Annotated in this window: 15 protein-coding genes, 6 tRNA genes and 1 pseudogene; 10 read left to right on the top strand and 12 right to left on the bottom strand. The window is 61.0% G+C overall.

All coding sequences use genetic code 11. The features are described 5' to 3' along the window. Positions 1-137: 137 nt before the first annotated feature. The 3 genes from QQJ96_RS03345 (at position 138) to QQJ96_RS03335 (ending at position 458) form a co-directional block, all read left to right on the top strand. Positions 138-213, top strand: a tRNA-Ala gene (locus QQJ96_RS03345). An 8-nt stretch (positions 214-221) separates the two neighbouring features. After that, positions 222-297, top strand: a tRNA-Glu gene (locus tag QQJ96_RS03340). Between the two features lie 84 nt (positions 298-381). Next, a tRNA-Asp gene (locus QQJ96_RS03335) sits at positions 382-458 on the top strand. A gap of 110 nt (positions 459-568) precedes the next feature. Here QQJ96_RS03335 and QQJ96_RS03330 read toward each other — a convergent pair. The 3 genes from QQJ96_RS03330 to ppsR all read right to left on the bottom strand — a co-directional run bounded on the left by QQJ96_RS03330 (position 569) and on the right by ppsR (position 2,554). Next, complete coding sequence (locus QQJ96_RS03330; protein ID WP_284330515.1) at positions 569-1,078, bottom strand: YfaZ family outer membrane protein; 510 nt, start codon at positions 1,076-1,078, stop codon at positions 569-571. Between the two features lie 176 nt (positions 1,079-1,254). Then, the gene (locus QQJ96_RS03325; protein ID WP_284330513.1) at positions 1,255-1,719 is read right to left on the bottom strand and encodes a DUF1249 domain-containing protein; all 465 of its coding nucleotides are present in this window, start codon (positions 1,717-1,719) and stop codon (positions 1,255-1,257) included. Between the two features lie 19 nt (positions 1,720-1,738). Beyond that, on the bottom strand, positions 1,739-2,554 hold the full coding sequence (gene ppsR, locus QQJ96_RS03320; protein ID WP_284330762.1) for a posphoenolpyruvate synthetase regulatory kinase/phosphorylase PpsR: 816 nt from the start codon (positions 2,552-2,554) through the stop codon (positions 1,739-1,741). A gap of 226 nt (positions 2,555-2,780) precedes the next feature. On the opposite strand from ppsR, the gene ppsA reads away from it, so the two are divergent. After that, the gene (ppsA, locus tag QQJ96_RS03315) at positions 2,781-5,156 is read left to right on the top strand and encodes a phosphoenolpyruvate synthase (protein ID WP_284330512.1); all 2,376 of its coding nucleotides are present in this window, start codon (positions 2,781-2,783) and stop codon (positions 5,154-5,156) included. Between the two features lie 120 nt (positions 5,157-5,276). Beyond that, complete coding sequence (gene lepB / locus QQJ96_RS03310; protein WP_284330510.1) at positions 5,277-5,972, top strand: signal peptidase I; 696 nt, start codon at positions 5,277-5,279, stop codon at positions 5,970-5,972. 263 nt (positions 5,973-6,235) lie between these two features. Here lepB and QQJ96_RS03305 read toward each other — a convergent pair. Then, a tRNA-Ser gene (locus QQJ96_RS03305) sits at positions 6,236-6,325 on the bottom strand. A 230-nt stretch (positions 6,326-6,555) separates the two neighbouring features. On the opposite strand from QQJ96_RS03305, the pseudogene QQJ96_RS03300 reads away from it, so the two are divergent. From QQJ96_RS03300 to QQJ96_RS03290, 3 genes and pseudogenes are all read left to right on the top strand, one after another. Next, positions 6,556-6,833, top strand: a pseudogene (locus QQJ96_RS03300) (type II toxin-antitoxin system RelE/ParE family toxin). A 30-nt stretch (positions 6,834-6,863) separates the two neighbouring features. Beyond that, complete coding sequence (locus tag QQJ96_RS03295; RefSeq protein ID WP_284330508.1) at positions 6,864-7,166, top strand: HigA family addiction module antitoxin; 303 nt, start codon at positions 6,864-6,866, stop codon at positions 7,164-7,166. Positions 7,167-7,292: 126 nt separating this feature from the next. Further along, on the top strand, positions 7,293-7,994 hold the full coding sequence (locus tag QQJ96_RS03290; protein ID WP_284330761.1) for a PP2C family protein-serine/threonine phosphatase: 702 nt from the start codon (positions 7,293-7,295) through the stop codon (positions 7,992-7,994). A 101-nt stretch (positions 7,995-8,095) separates the two neighbouring features. On the opposite strand, the gene dnaQ is transcribed toward QQJ96_RS03290, so the two are convergent. Genes dnaQ through QQJ96_RS03275 form a run of 3 tightly spaced genes read right to left on the bottom strand, consistent with a single transcriptional unit; the run spans position 8,096 to position 9,921 of the window. Next, positions 8,096-8,806, bottom strand: a complete 711-nt coding sequence (gene dnaQ / locus QQJ96_RS03285) for a DNA polymerase III subunit epsilon (RefSeq protein ID WP_284330507.1) — start codon at positions 8,804-8,806, stop codon at positions 8,096-8,098. Further along, a complete protein-coding gene (gene rnhA, locus QQJ96_RS03280) occupies positions 8,803-9,246 on the bottom strand; it encodes a ribonuclease HI (RefSeq protein WP_284330760.1) in 444 nt (147 codons plus the stop codon). Before rnhA ends, dnaQ begins: the two co-directional genes overlap by 4 nt. Before the next feature lie 36 nt (positions 9,247-9,282). Further along, a complete protein-coding gene (locus tag QQJ96_RS03275; protein WP_284330506.1) occupies positions 9,283-9,921 on the bottom strand; it encodes a methyltransferase domain-containing protein in 639 nt (212 codons plus the stop codon). A 296-nt stretch (positions 9,922-10,217) separates the two neighbouring features. Between QQJ96_RS03275 and gloB the strand changes: the two genes are divergently transcribed. Then, positions 10,218-10,982, top strand: a complete 765-nt coding sequence (gloB, locus tag QQJ96_RS03270; RefSeq protein WP_284330505.1) for a hydroxyacylglutathione hydrolase — start codon at positions 10,218-10,220, stop codon at positions 10,980-10,982. After that, positions 10,979-12,211: a LysM peptidoglycan-binding domain-containing protein gene (locus QQJ96_RS03265; RefSeq protein WP_345782677.1), complete on the top strand. Its 1,233-nt coding sequence runs from the start codon at positions 10,979-10,981 to the stop codon at positions 12,209-12,211. Before gloB ends, QQJ96_RS03265 begins: the two co-directional genes overlap by 4 nt. Before the next feature lie 129 nt (positions 12,212-12,340). Here QQJ96_RS03265 and QQJ96_RS03260 read toward each other — a convergent pair whose 3' ends face one another. From QQJ96_RS03260 to lon, 5 genes are all read right to left on the bottom strand, one after another. Then, entirely contained in the window at positions 12,341-14,248 is a 1,908-nt protein-coding gene (locus QQJ96_RS03260; protein ID WP_284330504.1) for a SurA N-terminal domain-containing protein, read from the bottom strand. An 82-nt stretch (positions 14,249-14,330) separates the two neighbouring features. Continuing rightward, positions 14,331-14,407 (bottom strand) — tRNA-Asp (locus QQJ96_RS03255). Between the two features lie 7 nt (positions 14,408-14,414). Beyond that, positions 14,415-14,489 (bottom strand) — tRNA-Val (locus QQJ96_RS03250). A gap of 19 nt (positions 14,490-14,508) precedes the next feature. After that, the gene (locus QQJ96_RS03245) at positions 14,509-14,883 is read right to left on the bottom strand and encodes an HU family DNA-binding protein (RefSeq protein ID WP_486599108.1); all 375 of its coding nucleotides are present in this window, start codon (positions 14,881-14,883) and stop codon (positions 14,509-14,511) included. A gap of 224 nt (positions 14,884-15,107) precedes the next feature. Beyond that, positions 15,108-17,603, bottom strand: coding sequence for an endopeptidase La (gene lon, locus QQJ96_RS03240; protein WP_284330503.1), 2,496 nt, complete (start codon positions 17,601-17,603; stop codon positions 15,108-15,110). Positions 17,604-17,660: the final 57 nt, after the last annotated feature.

Genomic DNA, 17,660 nt, shown 5'->3' with positions numbered 1-17,660 from the left:
GCAATGCTGGGATTGTCATCCCAGCCTACAGTTCATCCCGTCACGCTTGCGCGTGACGTTCACTCGCCATGAACTTTTTTCTAAAAAAAGCTTGACGGAATTCAGAACCCACCCTATTCTTTTTTGCTTCCAGCGGCGGGGCCATAGCTCAGCTGGGAGAGCGCTTGCATGGCATGCAAGAGGTCGCCGGTTCGATCCCGGCTGGCTCCACCAACATACACGTCCCCATCGTCTAGAGGCCTAGGACATCACCCTTTCACGGTGGCGACCGGGGTTCGAATCCCCGTGGGGACGCCATTTCACCTGATCAGCAGGCGGAATGGAAAAGGACTTAGTATTTGGCCGCTGGTAGGTAAGGTAAGTACAAACGTACAAAAATGTGGAGCGGTAGTTCAGTCGGTTAGAATGCTGGCCTGTCACGCCGGAGGTCGCGGGTTCGAGTCCCGTCCGCTCCGCCACCTTTCCAAGAAGCCCGCGTCCCGCGGGTTTTTTGTTGCCTGCGAAAAACGGCTTTCACTGCGGCTGACAGACGGGGCGCCGTCTCGGCACTGCAGGCTTGCACCCCGACCTACAGCCCAAGATCTACGCTGAACATCGGTCCACGATACAAATCATGGTCGCCGCCATGCTCGAAATGGCTACGCATAATGCGATAGCCACCAGAGACGGACAGACTCCCCAAAACGTGCAACTTCGCTTGCGCGCCATAGTCGGTGCTGCTGCGAAGGTCGCCAGTGGTCGTCTTGTCCGGGGTGTAGAACCCAAAGACCCCGACCTGGAACCTGGGGAAGACGTCCACGAAAAGTGAACCACCCAAGCCCAAGCCGCTGCCGCTTCCATAGCGAGCATCCTGGTACTGGTAGCGAATGCCCACCTGGGGATGGACAATCGGCAAGGTGGGCGCGAACAGAAGATCGCCCGAGTACAGATCAGCGTCGCCGCGATCCCGGCCGGTGTGCAGATAGCCGAGGTCGGCGCGCACCAACCCTGGGATCACCCGCCCGCCCAAGCTTCCTCCTGCCGCGCCATCACCGCCGCCCGCCGAGAGATCAAGCGCAAAAGCGGTCGATGAGGTCATGCCTAGCAAAGCAACCATCATGCTTGCGAATTTGCAGCTTCGCGTCCTTTCGTTTCGCATCGTCCTGAACAACCTGGTTTTGCTTCCGAGGCTGGAGAATACGCACGTGGACGGGCCAGACCAACCCGGCTGTAATGCCGTGTAACAATCTCGTTAGCCCCTTGGGGGCTCTGCCGCTATTTGGCCACACGCTCCAGCGTCCCCGCCGAATGCCCCTGCTCCGCCAGGTACTCGAGCCAACGGGTCAGGAAGCTGTTCATCTGCAGCCGATGCTGGAACACCGAATGCGCGGGCGGAAACGGCCCCAGCACCTGCCACAGGTGGCGGCCGGGATGGCAATGCAAAGCCTCGGCGACATGAGCGTCGCTATACATGCGCAACTGCGCCGATGGCGTGCGCCGACCGGTCTGCGCATCGACGAATCCGTAGGTCAGCTCAAGCTCCAACGTATAGGGATGGCGCTCCTGCAGCACCAGATGCACAGGAAGGCCGTCGTCGACGTCCGACACGTAATCGCCAAGCTCCAGCTGCTCGGGAGCGAACAGGCGCGTCAGCCGATGGTAGTTTTCGGCATACAGTCCCATCAGGAACTCGAAGCGTCCTGGCAGCAATGCGGCACGGCGGTCGAGTACGGCACTCATAGGCTTGCGGTGATCTCCCTCAATACATGGTTTTTTCAATACCGAATTGATCGAGAATTTTGCTCGCAATCTCTTCGATAGAAACGTGCGTGGTGTTGAGATACGGAATACCGGCCTGGCGCATCAGCCTTTGGGCCTGCTCCAGCTCCCAGCGACACTGCTTCAGCTCGGCGTACCGGCTGCCCGGGCGCCGCTCTTCGCGAATCTGCGCCAGACGCTGCGCTTCGATGGTGAGGCCGAACAGGCGGTGCTTGTTGGTACGCAACCGGGACGGGAGTTCGAGTTTGTCCAGATCTTCCTCGGTCAGGGGGTAGTTGGCGGCGCAGACCCCATAATGCAAGGCCATGTACAGGCAGGTGGGGGTTTTGCCCGAGCGCGATACCCCGACCAGGATCAGGTCGGCCTGGGCATAATCCACCGCCATGCCGTCATCGTGGCTCAGGGCATAGTTGGTGGCGTTGATGCGCGCTTCGTACTTGGCAAAATCCACCAGGCCGTGCGAACGGTTCACCGCGCCCGAATGCCTTGTGCCCAGTTCGTCTTCCAAAGGGCCGATAAACGGCGCGAACACGTCCAGCATCAGTGCCCCGCTGGTGGCCACGATCTCGCACAGTGCAGGGTCGGCCATGGTGTTGACGACGATCGGCCGGTGCCCGCTCTGTGCATACCGGGTCTTGATGCGCAGCGCGGCATTCTCCGCTTTCTGGGCGTTGTCGATGAACGGCAAACGGTGCTTTTCGAACTGCACCCCCTCAAACTGGGCAAGAATGCTGTTCCCGATGGTCTCGGCCGTAATACCAGTGGAATCGGAGATGAAAAAAACCGAGCGTTGCATGCGTTTTCCGTGGGCGGCTTGGATCCTTGCTTTGCACCATAACCCAAGCTCGAATCCTTGTCTTTGCTTGACTTCGAGCTGACTGGTATGCAGGTGGCGCGCCGCCAACCGGCAATGGTCTTCTTGTGCCGCGCACCATCTGCATCGGACAATACCAGTCTTATGTGGCCGGTTTCGTCCGGCATGGCAGCCCGCTTTTTCCATTAGAGCTCTTGAGGAGACCCCTTTGAACGATCTGGTGCTTTGGCTCGACCAACTGCGCATGACCGACCTTGGCAAAGTCGGCGGCAAGAATGCGTCGCTTGGCGAGATGATCGGCAACCTGGCCCAGCTGGGGGTATCCGTGCCCGGCGGATTCGCCACCACGGCCCAGGCTTTCCAGCAGTATCTGGAGAAGAGCGGCCTGTCCAAGCGGATCGCCCAGCGACTGACCTCGCTGGACGTCGATGACGTGGATGCGCTGGTCGCCGGCGGCAAGGAAATCCGCGGCTGGATCGTCGACACCGCCCTGCCCGCCGAGTTGGAACAAGCGATCCGCGATGCCTACGTCAAACTGTGCAAGGATGCTGGCGCCGACAACATCGCCGTTGCGGTGCGCTCCTCGGCCACCGCAGAAGACCTGCCGGACGCCTCCTTCGCCGGCCAGCAGGAAACCTTCCTCAACGTGGTCGGCATCGATGACGTGCTGCACAAGGTGAAGGAAGTGTTCGCCTCGCTGTACAACGACCGCGCCATCGCCTACCGCGTACACCAGGGCTTCAAGCACGAAGACGTGTTTCTTTCCGCCGGCGTGCAACTGATGGTGCGCTCGGATGTGGGTGCCTCGGGCGTGTTGTTCACGCTCGACACCGAATCGGGCTTTCGCGACGTAGTGTTCGTCACCGGCAGCTACGGCCTGGGCGAAATGGTCGTGCAGGGCGCGGTGAACCCGGATGAGTTCTATGTGTTCAAGCCCACCTTGAAGACGGGCAAACCGGCCGTGCTGCGGCGCAGCCTCGGCGCCAAGCAGCAGCGCATGGTTTATTCGAACCAGCCCGGCGAGCGCGTGCGGATCGAAGAAACGCCAGCCACCGATCGCAACCGTTTCTGCATCACCGACGAAGACGTGCAGGAACTGGCCAAGCAAGCACTGGTGATCGAGCAGCACTACCAGCGCCCAATGGACATCGAGTGGGCGAAGGACGGCAACACCGGCAAGCTGTACATCGTGCAGGCTCGCCCGGAAACCGTGAAGTCGCGCGCCCATGCCACGCAGCTGGAGCGCTTCCATCTCAACGAAAAAGGCAAGGTACTGGCCGAAGGCCGCGCCATCGGCCAGAAGATCGGCTCCGGCAAGGCACGCGTGATTCGCTCGCTCGCGGACATGAACAAAGTGCAGCCCGGTGACGTACTGGTCGCCGACATGACCGATCCCGACTGGGAGCCGGTAATGAAGCGCGCCTCTGCCATCGTGACCAATCGCGGTGGGCGCACCTGCCACGCCGCGATCATCGCACGCGAATTGGGCGTGCCTGCCGTGGTCGGCACCGGCCATGCGCTGGATACCATCCCCGACGGCCATGAAGTGACCGTCTCCTGCGCCGAAGGCGACACCGGCGTGATCTACGAAGGCCAGCTGAAGTTCGACCGCGTCACCGCCGACCTCGGCGCGATGCCGGAGGCACCGCTGAAGATCATGATGAACGTCGCCAACCCGGAGCGCGCCTTCGACTTCGGCATGCTGCCCAATGCAGGCATCGGCCTGGCACGCCTGGAGATGATCATCGCCAGCCACATCGGCGTGCATCCGAAGGCCTTGCTCGAATACTCGCACCAGGACGCGCAAACCCAGGCGAAGATCGATGCACGCATCGCCGGCTACAAGGGCCCGGTGAGCTTCTACGTCGACCGCCTGGCCGAAGGCATCGCCACCATCGCCGCCTCGGTCTATCCCAAGCCGGTAATCGTGCGCTTGTCGGATTTCAAGTCCAACGAATACGCGAACCTGCTCGGCGGCCAACGCTACGAGCCGCACGAAGAAAACCCGATGATCGGCTATCGCGGTGCCAGCCGTTACGTCGACGCGGACTTTGCCGAGTCGTTCGGCCTGGAATGCAAGGCCGTCAAGCACGTGCGCGAAGTGATGGGCCTGACCAACGTATGGGTGATGATCCCCTTCGTGCGCACGCTCGACGAAGGCCGCAAAGTGGTCGAAGTACTCGCCAGCAATGGGCTCAAGCAGGGCGAGCATGAGCTGAAGATCATCATGATGTGCGAACTGCCGTCCAATGCCCTGCTCGCGGATGAATTCCTCGATATCTTTGACGGCTTCTCGATCGGCTCCAACGACCTTACCCAGCTCACGCTCGGCCTGGATCGCGATTCCAGCGTGGTCGCGCATTTGTTCGACGAGCGCGATCCGGCAGTGAAGAAGCTGCTGGCCATGGCGATCAAGACCGCCCGCGCGCGTGGCAAGTACGTCGGCATCTGCGGCCAAGGCCCATCCGATCATCCGGACCTGGCCGAATGGTTGATGGACCAGGGCATCGAATCGGTATCGCTCAATCCCGATACCGTGGTCGATACCTGGTTGCGCCTGGCAAAGAAAAAAGCGGCGGCTTGAACCTAAGCAACGGGGCGATGGCGACATCGCCCCGTTTGCTTTGGGAAGTACCGAAACTCCGATCGCATTCCCGATGTCCATTCGTGGGGCACTCAAGCCCCGCCAGCCAAGGGGTATGCCATGCGCCAAGCACTGTCCTTCCTGCACCGGAACAAAGGCTTCTTCGCCTTCATGCTCGGCATGCTGATGTTTCGCAGCGCCCTCGCCGACTGGAACGTGGTGCCCACCGGTTCGATGCAGCCCACCATCCAGATCGGTGACCGCATCCTGGTAGACAAGGCGGCCTATGACATCCGTGTGCCGTTTACCCACTTGTCGCTGATCCACCTGGCCGATCCTCAGCGCGGAGACATCGTCGTACTCGACTCGCATGCGGCCAACGAGAAGCTGGTGAAACGCGTGATCGGCATTCCAGGCGACGAAGTGGCCATGCGCGACAACGTGCTCTACATCAACGGCGTCGCCGCCCACTATTCGCCGACCACTGTCTCTGGCATCCATGACGACGTGCAGGACCCGGCCCGCTACGAAGTGGAGCAGTTGGGCAAGATCCAGCACCTCATCCGGCTTTCGCTCTACCGCCCCGACGCGGCACGCGATTTCGGCCCGGTCAGCATACCCACGGGCCAGTACCTGCTGCTGGGCGACAACCGCGACAACAGCCTGGATTCGCGCTATCTCGGGTTCTTCCCGCGGCACGAAATCGTCGGGCGCTCTCGCTATGTGGCGTTGTCACTGGATCCGAACCACTACTATCTACCTCGCGTGAAGAGGCTGGGGGCTCGCCTGGACGGCCGCTCAATTTCTCCGCACTGAATAAACACCCCACAAAAAAAACGCCCATATGGGGCGTTTTTTTGTGCAAAAGCCTTGCATCGCTGCAGGCCTTCTATGATGGCGGAGAGGGTGGGATTGTTCGGCCCATCCGTGGGCCGAACCCTGCCGCGTCAACGCGGCAGGGCCAGCCTTTGGCTGTCCAAATTTGTTCCAGACAAATTTGTCGAACCGTATGGGTCCTCATCAACGCCACCCTCTCCGCCACCCATAAAAAAACGCCCATGCGGGCGTCTTTTTATGGGTGGCGGAGAGGGTGGGATTCGAACCCACGGTACGCTTACACGTACGCCTGATTTCGAGTCAGGTACATTCGACCACTCTGCCACCTCTCCGAATAGGGTGCGTCTTGGGTCGCGTGAGCCGAGCATGATACGGACTAAGCGCTGCCGTGACAACAGGACAGCGCGGCTTCCCAGGCTCATCGCTACGAAGGCCTGCAGCAATGCGAGCCTTTTTCCTGTTCTATCCCGCTGGCCTAAACCCGACAATCGTGCGCCCAAGCAGAAGGGTAATACTACCGTTTTACGTTAGTATCGTCACGCGTTAGTATTCTGCGCAATTTATGATCAAAACCTATCGCGGTACCGAGACCAAAGACCTCTTTGAAGGTAAACGGGTGAAGCGATGGGTCAACATCGAAGCTGTGGCCATGCGCAAGCTGGCGATGCTTAACCGAGCCATGACGTTGGAAGACTTGCTATTCCATCGGCCAATCGGCTGGAAGTGCTCAAAGGCGATCGCAAGGGACAACACAGCATTCGGATCAACGATCAGTTCCGGGTGTGCTTCAAGTGGAAAGACGGTGACGCTTACGACGTTCAGATCATCGATTACCACTGATCAGGTTACGCAGTATCGAGGTTGTCTAGCATGCGCATCGTACCCTACCCCCATCCTGGCGAAATCCTGCTTGAGGAATTCCTCAAGCCCATGGAGATCACTCCCTACCGGCTGGCGAAGTCGATCGGGATTGCGCAAACCCGCGTCAGCGAGATCCTTGCGAGGCGCCGTTCGATCACCGCGGATACGGGACTGCGCCTGGCGAAGTTCTTCGGGACCAGCGAGGGCTTCTGGACCGGCCTGCAGGATGACTACGATCGCGCGATGACCAAAGATCAGATCGGCGACGAGCTGGCCAAGATCGAACCCTGGCCGGCATCTCATGCCGCTTGAAGAGCTTACGGCAAGCTCACCCCGCCAGCATGACGACACGGAAAAATCTGCCCGACAGACCCTGACTGACTTTTGCGCTACACACTCACATCCGGCATGCTGCACGCATCCACCCAGCTGAAACTCATGATCGAATTCGGACACGGAACCCATGTCGGCTTGCGCCGCGCGCGCAACGAAGACACCTATTTCGCCGACGCGGCGCTTGGCCTGTTCCTGGTCGCCGACGGCATGGGCGGGCACCAGCATGGCGAAGTGGCCTCGGCGATGGCGCGTGATGCCATTGTCGAGTGCGTACGCCAAGGAAAGTCGTTGGCCGAGGCCGTGCACAGCGCCGCCGCGCAATTGCTCAAACATGCGCAGCGCTATGACGACGCATTGCCAATGGGTACTACGGTGGCCGCGATTCGTTTTACCGAGCAGGACTATGAGGTGGCCTGGGTGGGCGACAGCCGCATCTATTTGTGGAAAGACGGCTTGCGGCAGATCAGTCATGATCATTCGCTGGTACAGCGTCTGGTCGAGGCCGGTGCCATCGATGAGGCCCAGGCCAGGCGTCATCCCCAGCGCAATATCCTCACGCAGGCGCTAGGCATTACCGCGCTCGAACAACTGCATATAAGCATGGCCAAGGGCCGGCTTGAGCCGGGCATGAACTTTCTGGTGTGCAGCGACGGGCTTACGGAGGAAGTAAGCGACAGCCGCATCGAGGAAATCATCGGCCGGCGTAACCTGGCCGCACAAGAATGCCTTGATCACCTGCTGCTCGCCGCGCTCGAAGGTGGCGGCAGCGACAATGTCACAGCGATATTGGCGCGCATCCACTAGGGAATCCTCGGCTGGATGGCGTACACCCGCGTAGGCTGGGATGACAATCCCAGCATTCGGAAGCCATGGAGAAAGCTGGGATTGTCATCCCAGCCTACAAATCATGCTTCCTGTTTGCGCCACACAGACTGGCCACCCGCGCTCTTGTCCAGCGCGTCCAGGCGCTTCAAATGTGTATCGACTTCTTCCTCGCTGGCCCGCAATACGCGCGGCCGGAGCGCAAGTATCACAGGCGCGATCACCGCATGTGCACCGGTTTCCGCCCCGCCCTCAAAGCCCAGATCCAGCACGACCTGGCCGGAGGTCATCGCAAGATAGACGTCCGCCAGCAGCTGCGCGTCGATCAGACCACCGTGCAGGTCGCGCGCTGAATTGTCGACGCCAAGTCGTTTACATAGCGCATCCAGGCTGTTGCGCTGTCCCGGGTAGCGCTCCCTCGCCATCAGGAGTGTGTCCAGCACGTTGCAGCGATCCGCGATGCGACCGTAACGATCGCCAACGCGTGCAAGTTCGGCATTGAGGAACGCCACGTCGAACGCCGCGTTGTGGATGATCAACTCGGCGTCGCCGATAAAGGCCAGGAACTCATCCACGATTTCAGCAAAACGTGGCTTGTCGAGCAGAAATTCATCTTCGATGCCGGTGACTGCGCGCGCACCTTCGTCGATGGCTCGATCGGGATTGAGGTAGGTCTGGTAATGACGCCCGGTGATTCGGCGCTCCACCAGTTCCACACAGGCGATTTCGATCAGGCGATGGCCTTGGCGAACTTCCAGGCCAGTGGTTTCCGTGTCGAGGACGATCTGTCTCATGCTGTCTTCCGAAAGAGTTCCGCCTGTTGCCGGGCTGCCTGATCCACACGTTCGTTTTCTTCGTGCCCGCTATGGCCGCGCACCCATTGCCAACGAATTTTGTGGGGTGCTGCAGCACTCGCCAGCCGCTGCCACAAATCCTGGTTCTTGACCGGCTTCTTGTCGGCAGTGCGCCAGCCGTTGCTGATCCAACGCGGCACCCATTCTTCGATGCCTTGCATCACATAACGGGAGTCGGTAGTGAGCACTACCTGGCAGGGACGCTTGAGCGCTTCGAGCGCTTCAATAGCGGCCAGCAGTTCCATGCGATTGTTGGTGGTCTGCGCTTCGCCGCCGCTCAGCAGGCGCTCGGCGCCCTTCGCTCTCAACAAGGCCGCCCATCCACCGGGGCCAGGATTGCCCAGGCATGCGCCATCGGTAAACGCTTCCACTTCCGCCACTCGTTCCGCTCCGTTGTCTGGTTTGATCAAGGTTGTTCAGCTCACCGAGCTGCGCCGGGCACCGGGCGCCAGGCCAGCTCTTACCGGTGCAGTCACCGGCTTGGGGCGCAGCCGGGTCGGGGCATTGGCGGGGCCGCGCTTGCGCGCGATCAACACATAGCCACCGCCCAGCCAGCCGGGCGCCCCGCCAGACGCTGTCGAAGAAAGCGGCAGTACTTGCCCCACCCGTTGCACCCGCTCCACCTGCACTTCCGCGCGGCGCAGGCGTGCGGCGAGCTGAATGGGCGACCTGGCCTGCGTGGCGCTACCGCGCGTTCGCCACAGCCACCAAGGGGTCCATCCGCTCAGCGGATTGACCCCGGTAAGGACCAGCATTCCACCCGGCGCCAGCACACGCACGACCTCGTCCAGCGACAGCGGGGGCAGCTCCAGCGCGTGGCGTAGCAGGATCAGATCGAAAGTCTCATCCATGAACGGCAACGGTTCCTCGGCGTTCGCGCAGACGTCACCCCGAAGACGGCCCTCGGCAAGGTGCAGTGTCACCCACTGCCCCAGATAAGGCGGATTCGGCGGCTGGTCGTCCGGCGCCGCGGATAGCAGCAGGGCCCGGCTGCCGGCGCAGCGGCGCACATCGGGCATGTAGGCCATCGTCTCATCAGCCAGCAGACTACGCATGGGCGCACTTGCGTAAATATCGTGGGCGCGCTGGGGCATCTGCCGGAGGCCTGTCGGAAGCATGTAGGACAGTTTAACGGCTGGCTTTACAAAGACGAACCGGTCGCACACTACAGCGTCGAACCTCGCCGGTTAACACATATCTAACGATCTAGGAGGCCACGGGCTATATAGTCGGCGATCTCGCGCAAGATAGGGACTCCTGCGCCAGTCGATACGAAGGATGCGCTGACGGTTTTGCATGGGCGATGTACTGCCCATTCGGCCCGGGCAACGCAACAGAGCGGAGAACGCCCTTGCACGTCGTACCGTTACCGGCGCTTGCCGACAACTACATCTGGCTGCTGCACGATGACAGCGGCCACGCCCTGGTGGTCGACCCCGGCGAAGCTGTTCCGGTGGAAGCAGCCCTGCACGCGCGCAAACTGAAGCTGTGCGCGATCCTGTTGACGCATCACCACAACGATCACATCGATGGCGCCGGCACTTTGCGCAACGTGCACGACGTTCCGGTTTACGCCCCTGATGACGAGCGCATTACCATCGCCACGCATCGCGTGCGGGATGGCGATGCGATTGCGCTCGCACAACCGTCTGCCCGCTTTCAGGTGATGGCCGTGCCAGGGCACACGCTCAGCCATATCGTGTATGCGGGCGAAGGTGTCCTGCTGTGCGGCGATACGCTGTTCAGCCTGGGCTGTGGCCGCCTGTTTGAAGGCACGCCTGCGCAAATGCTTGCCTCGCTGCAGCGTCTCGCTTCGTTGCCGGGCAATTTGCTGGTTTGTTGCGGCCATGAATACACCGCTGCGAATGGACGCTTTGCACAAACGGTGGAGCCCGACAACGCGGCGCTCAGACAGCGGCTGGAAGAGGTAGCGCAGTTGCGTGCCAAACATCAGCCCAGCGTGCCGGCGACGCTCTCCAGCGAACTTGCCTGCAATCCTTTCCTGCGCGTGAACAGCGAAGGCGTGATCGATTGGTGCCGCCGGCATGGCGCAGCCAATGATCCGGTCGCACGCTTCGCTGCCTTGCGCTCCGCCAAGGACGTCTTCACGGCATGAAGCACACACGACGACTTCTACCGCTTGCCCTGGCCTCCTTGCTGGCCGCGTGCGCACCTCCTCCGGCGACCAGGCCAGCATCGCCGGCACCGGCTACGATTCCTCCTCCCTCCGGCCTGCCGCCCACCGCATCCTCGCCTGCACCACAAGCAGCGCCCTCGCCCGCTCCCTACGAAGAGACCGGCGCGAACGTATGGGACAAATTGCGCGGCAGCTTTGCGATGGCAGATTGCGATGCGGACCCGCAGATCATGGTATGGGCGCATCGTTACACGCAAAATCCGCAGCGCTTCGAGCAACAGATGAGCGATGCGCTACCACAGCTGATCTACGTGCAGCAGGCGGCCGAGAAAAACGACGTGGCCGGTGAGTTCGTGCTGTTGCCGTGGGTTGAAAGCGAGTATCACCCCATCCCCGGCCATCGCAATTTGCCGGCCGGCATGTGGCAGCTGGTGCAAAGCACTGCGCACCACATGGGCTTGCACATGGATCGCCGTTATGACGGCCGCCTGGACACCTCCGCCGCGACGAATGGCGTGATGCACTTGTTGCACGATTACCACGACCAGCTGCATGACTGGCGCCTGGTCGACTATGCATTCAATCGCGGCGAATTCGGTGTGCAACGGATGGTGCAGCAACATGGTTTACCGCCGGACGAGCCGGCCATTCCCAAGTGGCCGGTACCGAAGGTGACGCGCGAACATCTCACCAAGTTGCTGGCGATTTCCTGCGTGGTGCGCGACCCCTCGCGTTTCAATGTTGAGCTGCCAACCCTTCCGGCCGATCAGCATCTTGAAACGGTGCAAATCGACCACGGCATGCCCCTGTCCATCGCAGCCGATCATGCGGGCATGGGAACCGACGCGCTCAAGCGCCTGAATCCCGCATTGCAGAGCAATTTTCTGGACACGGAAACGCAAGCGCACTTGTTGATGCCGCATCGCAATGCCGAACTGCTGCGCAACGCGATGCAAATCGCCAACGACCAGGGCATGGTGGCCAGCACCTCCAACAACACGCCTTTGCCGGCGATCTATGCCGACCAGGCCGACAGCGCGCACTCAGATGCACCGCGCACGCACGTGGTGAAGTCCGGCGAAAGCCTGTGGCAGATCGCGCACCACTATTCGATCAGCATGAGCACGCTCGAACGCTTGAATCATTTGCATGGCAAGGCGCTGAAGCCAGGCCAAGTGCTCAAGCTCGACTCGCCGGATCAGCCCTGAGCGCATCGGCCGGTCCACGCCCGCAAGACTTCATACGCCCCGCGATGGATGAGCGCGGCGTCTCAAGCGCACAAAAAAAGGCGGCTGTTCAAAGCCGCCTTTTTTTACGCGAAATTTCATGCGTTTGGACTACATGCGATCCTTGGCAATTTCGATCTTGACCTTCGTCTTGAGCATATCGACGAAGCCCTGGCTTTCCACGCCGCCGTAAACCTGCACCATCTGGCGATAGAGCTGCTGGCGCTCCTCGGCGGTCAGCTTGGAGAGATCGGCCGCCTCCACCTTGTCGACGGCCAGCACGGCGTACGTACCCTGATCCAGCTCGATGCTCGCGTATTGCGGTTTGCCATCGGCGCCCGGATGAGGCGTCTTGAAGGCCTGTTCAAGCACCGGCTGCGGCACGCCCTGCTGGACGCGCTCGGCCTGGTTGGAAGTCTTCAGGTCGGCGTGCTCGGCCTGGGCGAGCGCAGCGATGTCTTCGCCCTTGGCCAGGCGCTGGACTAATACGTCCGCCTTCTGGTGCGCGGCCTCGGCAATACGCTGGTCGAGGATCTTCTGCACGATCGTGTCGTGGACTTCCGCAACCGGTTTGGCGGATGCCGGAATGTGCTTGTCCATGCGCACCACCACCGAGTCGGTCTTGTCGAGGTTGACCAAGGGCGAGTTGTTGCCGGAGGCGAGCACGTCATTGGAGAACGCGGCGGCGATCAGTTTGGGATTGGCAGCGATCCCCTGCCCGCCGGCGCGACTGAACAGCGGCGTTTGCTTGATCTCAAGATGCAACGCCTGCGCCGCCGGCTCCAGCGAACCGGGATTCTGCGAAGTGAGATCGGTCATCTTGCCCGCGGTTTCGTTGTACACGCGGTCGCGGTCACCGGCCGTGGCTTCTTTCAAAAGTTCGCCCCGCACCTGCTCGAACGGCTTGGTCTGGCCGCTGCGAACATCGCGCAGGTAGATGATGTGGTAGCCCTCGTCGGACAGCACGGGCTTGGAGATCTGGCCCTTCTGCAGCGCAAACATCGCCGCGTCGAAGGCGGCGTTGGTCACGCCCTTTTGCAGCCAGCCCAGGTCGCCGCCCTGCAGCTTCGAGCCAAGGTCGTCCGAATCCTGCTGCGCGAGCTTGGTGAAATTGGCCGGAGTGGCTTCAGCAGCGATTTTTTCAGCCTTGTCCAGCGCCGCCTTCTGCTGTGCAGGCGTTGCGTTCTTCGGCACGTTGATCAGGATATGCGAGACCTCGCGCTCTTCCGGCATGCCGAAACGCGCGATCTCGCTCTGGTAACGCTTTTTCAACTCTTCATCGGTCGGCTGCGTATCGGCTTTCAGATCCGCGCCATTGACTTCGATGTACTTCAGCGACACTTGCTCCGGATTCATGAAATCCGCCTGGTGCGCCTTGTAGTAATCCTGCACTTGCGCGTCCGTCACCTGGCTGTCCTGGGGCGCCGGACGCGGCAGCACGAAATAACGGATGTCGCGACGCTGCAACCTGATGTCGAGGTAGCGATCGATATCGGCGGGCGTAATGACGGTGCTGCCGCTGATCGCATCCTGCAGCAGGCTGCTCTCCATCGAGTTGCGCATGTTGTCCTGGTACATCTCCGGCGTCATGCCGGCTCCGGCCAATTGCGCGCGATACATGTCGCCGTTGAATTTGCCGTCGACCTGGAATGCCGGGTTCGCAGCGATGGTGTCGCGCAGCGCTACGTCCGACACGCGCATGCCCAGATCCTCATTGGCCTGCAACATCAGCTGCTGGCTGATCAGCCCGTCGACGATCTGTTGCTTGAATTCGGGCTTGTCGAACACCGTCGGATCGAACTGGTCACCCAGTTGCGCACGCTGCTGCTGACGGATGCGATTGATCGTGTCCTGGAATTGCTGTTGGCTGACTTCGCGCTTGCCGACTTTGGCGACAAAGGTTTCAACGTGAGAGTTGAAGTAGCCTTCGATACCGAAGAACGACATGGCGAAGACGGCAACGCCCAGCACAATGATGGCCGGCCATCCTTGCATCTTGTCGCGTAGTGACTGCAGCATGGTTCTTCCCGCGATGTAAGTTTGCGCGTCGCCGCGCGTGACCTAAACAACAAGGGCGCCACCGGGGCGCCCTTGCAAACCGTGGCGGAGCGGACGGGACTCGAACCCGCGACCTCCGGCGTGACAGGCCAGCATTCTAACCGACTGAACTACCGCTCCACTTAACTGGTGGGTGCTGTAGGGATCGAACCTACGACCCTCGCCTTGTAAGGGCGACGCTCTACCGCTGAGCTAAGCACCCCCGGACCCTAGCGGGCCGCTTAGTTTAGGGCGTCCTTGAGCGTCTTGCCAGCCTTGAACGCCGGAACCTTGGAGGCGGCGATCTTGATCTCCTCGTTGGTACGGGGATTGCGGCCGGTACGGGCAGCACGGCTGCGTACGGTAAAGGTGCCAAAGCCGACGACCGCGACGTCATCGCCGTTTTGCAGCGCCTTTTGCACGGTCTCGAAGAATGCTTCGAGGGCACGGCCCGCATCAGCCTTGGTCAGTTCGGCTTTTTCGGCGACGGCATTGATCAGATCGGTTTTATTCATTGAGTTACTCCCTTGAACAGGTATTCGGCCCGCGGAAAATTGGGACGGGACTAAGGCGGGAAAGAGTCGATTCGAGCCGGGCGCTGCCAGGCAGCCCCGCATCGCTGTGCATCGGAATGAGACGTCAGGATGAGGTGAGACTTTATACCAGCGCCCCTAAAGGTCCGCAATACGAGTGCTACCAAGGCATTGCGGTGGTTCAGCAGGGGCGTTACGCATAGGCAAACGCTATGCAAACGTCATCCGGCTGTGCTATGGCGCCTTGCGAAACGGGTGGCACGTTACACGTGCCGCCCGTCCCAAGGACAGCTTCGGAACGACTAAAGTCAGTGCGGCCGTGCGGGTGTCTCGGCAGCATCGTCGTGCGGCACGGCTTCGCTGCCACCCGCACCTGCCTCGGCCGGCTCCTTGGCCGGCAACGGCCGCAACGCATGCTCCAGCGCAATATCGAGCACTTCGTCGATCCAGCGCACCGGATGGATGTCCAGCGAACCGGTGATGTTTTCCGGAATATCCGCCAGATCCTTGCGGTTCTCGTCCGGAATGATCACGGTGGTGATGCCGCCGCGATGCGCCGCCAGCAATTTTTCCTTCAAGCCCCCGATCGGCAGCACGCGACCGCGCAGCGTGATTTCACCGGTCATCGCCACTTCGGAGCGCACCGGCACCTTGGTCAGCGCCGACACCAGCGCCGTGCACATGGCGATGCCCGCGCTCGGCCCATCCTTCGGGGTGGCGCCTTCGGGCACATGAATGTGCAGGTCGATTTTCTCGTGGAAATCCGGATCGATGCCAAACCGATTGGCACGCGCGCGCACCACCGACAAGGCCGCCTGGATCGATTCCTTCATCACGTCGCCGAGCTGGCCGGTATGCACCTGGCGCCCCTTGCCCGGCACGATCGATGCTTCGATGCTGAGCAGATCGCCGCCGACCTGCGTCCACGCCAGGCCCGTGACCAGGCCGATTTCGTTCTGCAATTCCTTGCGGCCGAAATCAAAGCGACGCACACCGAGATACTTCTCGAGATTGTCGGAATTGACCTTGACCTTGCCGGCCGCCGCCTTGGCCGACTTCTTCGGCTTGGCAGGCTCCGCGCCCTCCTTGAGTTCGCCCAGGGTGAGCTGCTTGACCACCTTGCGGCAGATCTTGGAGATCTCGCGCTCGAGATTGCGCACGCCCGATTCGCGTGTGTAATAGCGCACGATATCGCGCAAAGCCTCTGCATCCACCGCGACCTCGTCGGGCTTCAGGCCATTGGCCTTGATCTGCTTGGGCAGCAGGTACTTCTGCGCGATCGCAAGTTTTTCATCCTCGGTGTAACCGGGAATGCGGATGACTTCCATGCGATCCAACAAGGGCCCCGGGATATTCAGCGAATTGGCGGTGGCAATCCACATCACCTCCGAAAGATCGAGATCGACTTCCAGATAGTGATCGTTGAAGGTGTGGTTTTGCTCCGGATCGAGCACTTCCAGCAGCGCCGATGACGGGTCGCCACGGAAGTCCATCGACATCTTGTCGATTTCGTCGAGCACGAACAGCGGATTTTTGCTGCCGACCTTGTTCATGTTCTGCACGATGCGGCCAGGCATCGAACCGATGTAGGTGCGACGGTGACCGCGGATTTCCGCTTCGTCGCGCACGCCGCCCAGGCTCATGCGGACAAACTTGCGGTTGGTCGCCTTGGCGATCGATTGGCCGAGCGAGGTCTTGCCCACGCCGGGCGGACCGACGAGGCACAGGATCGGGCCTTTCATGCTGCTCACGCGCTGCTGCACGGCGAGGTATTCGAGGATGCGTTCCTTCACCTTCTCCAGGCCGAAGTGATCGGCATCCAGCACCTGCTGCGCCAACGCGAGGTCCTTGCGGACCTTGCTGCGCTTCTTCCACGGCACGCCGATCAGCCAATCCAGATAGTTGCGCACCACAGTGGCCTCGGCCGACATCGGCGACATCTGGCGCAACTTGCCGAATTCCTGCCGTGCCTTGGCCAGCACGGGCTTGGGCATGCCGGCTTCTTCAATCTTCTTTTGCAGTTCCTCGATTTCGTTCGGACCTTCCTCGCTTTCGCCCAGCTCCTTCTGGATCGCCTTCATCTGCTCGTTGAGGTAGTACTCGCGCTGGCTCTTTTCCATCTGCGACTTCACGCGGCCGCGGATGCGCTTTTCCACTTGCTGCAGGTCGATTTCGCCATCGACCAGACCGATCAGCAATTCCAGGCGCTGGGCAACGTCCGAGGTTTCCAGCACTTTCTGCTTGTCCGCCATGCGCACGGAAAGATGCGCGGCGATCGAGTCGGCAAGGCGTGAGGGATCATCAATGCCCGAAAGCGTGGCCAGCACTTCCGGCGGCAGCTTGCGGCTCTGCTTCACCAATTGCTCGAACAGCGAAACCAGCGTGCGCGAAACCACGTCCAGTTCGCGATCCTTGATGCTGTACACGGGCTCGATGACATGCGAGCGCGCGACGAGCATGCCCGATTCATCCTGGTACTCATCAATGGTTACGCGCGACTGGCCCTCGACCAGCACCTTCACGGTACCGTCGGGTAGCTTCAACAATTGCAGCACGCCGGCAAGCGTGCCGATCTGGTGCAGGTCCTTGATCGCCGGATCGTCGATATCCGGGCTCTTCTGCGCTACCAACAGGATCTGACGCTCGCCTTCCATCGCGCGCTCCAGCGCGCGCATGGATTTGTCGCGCCCCACGAACAGCGGAATCACCATGTGCGGGTACACGACCACGTCACGCAGCGGAAGTACGGGCAGTACGTCTAGGGCGGCGCCAGTAACAGTGGGGATTGCGGCACTTTTTGCCATCGCAGGAGATCTCTCGCGAAAAAAGGGTGAAAACCTTGGAACAGCCATCCAGGCCAT

Source organism: Dyella flagellata (assembly GCF_030160275.1).
GTDB lineage: Bacteria > Pseudomonadota > Gammaproteobacteria > Xanthomonadales > Rhodanobacteraceae > Dyella_B > Dyella_B flagellata.
The sequence above is the reverse complement of the archived record's forward strand: the minus strand, read 5'-3'. Positions and strand labels throughout refer to the sequence as shown.

Bases quoted from the DNA above. Each gene is read 5' to 3' on its own strand.
- QQJ96_RS03290 (WP_284330761.1), top strand. From the start codon at position 7,293: ATGATCGAATTCGGACACGGAACCCATGTCGGCTTGCGCCGCGCGCGC.
- QQJ96_RS03260 (WP_284330504.1), bottom strand. From the start codon at position 14,248: ATGCTGCAGTCACTACGCGACAAGATGCAAGGATGGCCGGCCATCATT.
- QQJ96_RS03325 (WP_284330513.1), bottom strand. From the start codon at position 1,719: ATGAGTGCCGTACTCGACCGCCGTGCCGCATTGCTGCCAGGACGCTTC.
- lon (WP_284330503.1), bottom strand. From the start codon at position 17,603: ATGGCAAAAAGTGCCGCAATCCCCACTGTTACTGGCGCCGCCCTAGAC.
- QQJ96_RS03295 (WP_284330508.1), top strand. From the start codon at position 6,864: ATGCGCATCGTACCCTACCCCCATCCTGGCGAAATCCTGCTTGAGGAA.
- lepB (WP_284330510.1), top strand. From the start codon at position 5,277: ATGCGCCAAGCACTGTCCTTCCTGCACCGGAACAAAGGCTTCTTCGCC.
- QQJ96_RS03330 (WP_284330515.1), bottom strand. From the start codon at position 1,078: ATGACCTCATCGACCGCTTTTGCGCTTGATCTCTCGGCGGGCGGCGGT.
- QQJ96_RS03245 (WP_486599108.1), bottom strand. From the start codon at position 14,883: ATGCGGGGCTGCCTGGCAGCGCCCGGCTCGAATCGACTCTTTCCCGCC.
- dnaQ (WP_284330507.1), bottom strand. From the start codon at position 8,806: ATGAGACAGATCGTCCTCGACACGGAAACCACTGGCCTGGAAGTTCGC.
- ppsR (WP_284330762.1), bottom strand. From the start codon at position 2,554: ATGCAACGCTCGGTTTTTTTCATCTCCGATTCCACTGGTATTACGGCC.
- QQJ96_RS03265 (WP_345782677.1), top strand. From the start codon at position 10,979: ATGAAGCACACACGACGACTTCTACCGCTTGCCCTGGCCTCCTTGCTG.
- QQJ96_RS03275 (WP_284330506.1), bottom strand. From the start codon at position 9,921: ATGCGTAGTCTGCTGGCTGATGAGACGATGGCCTACATGCCCGATGTG.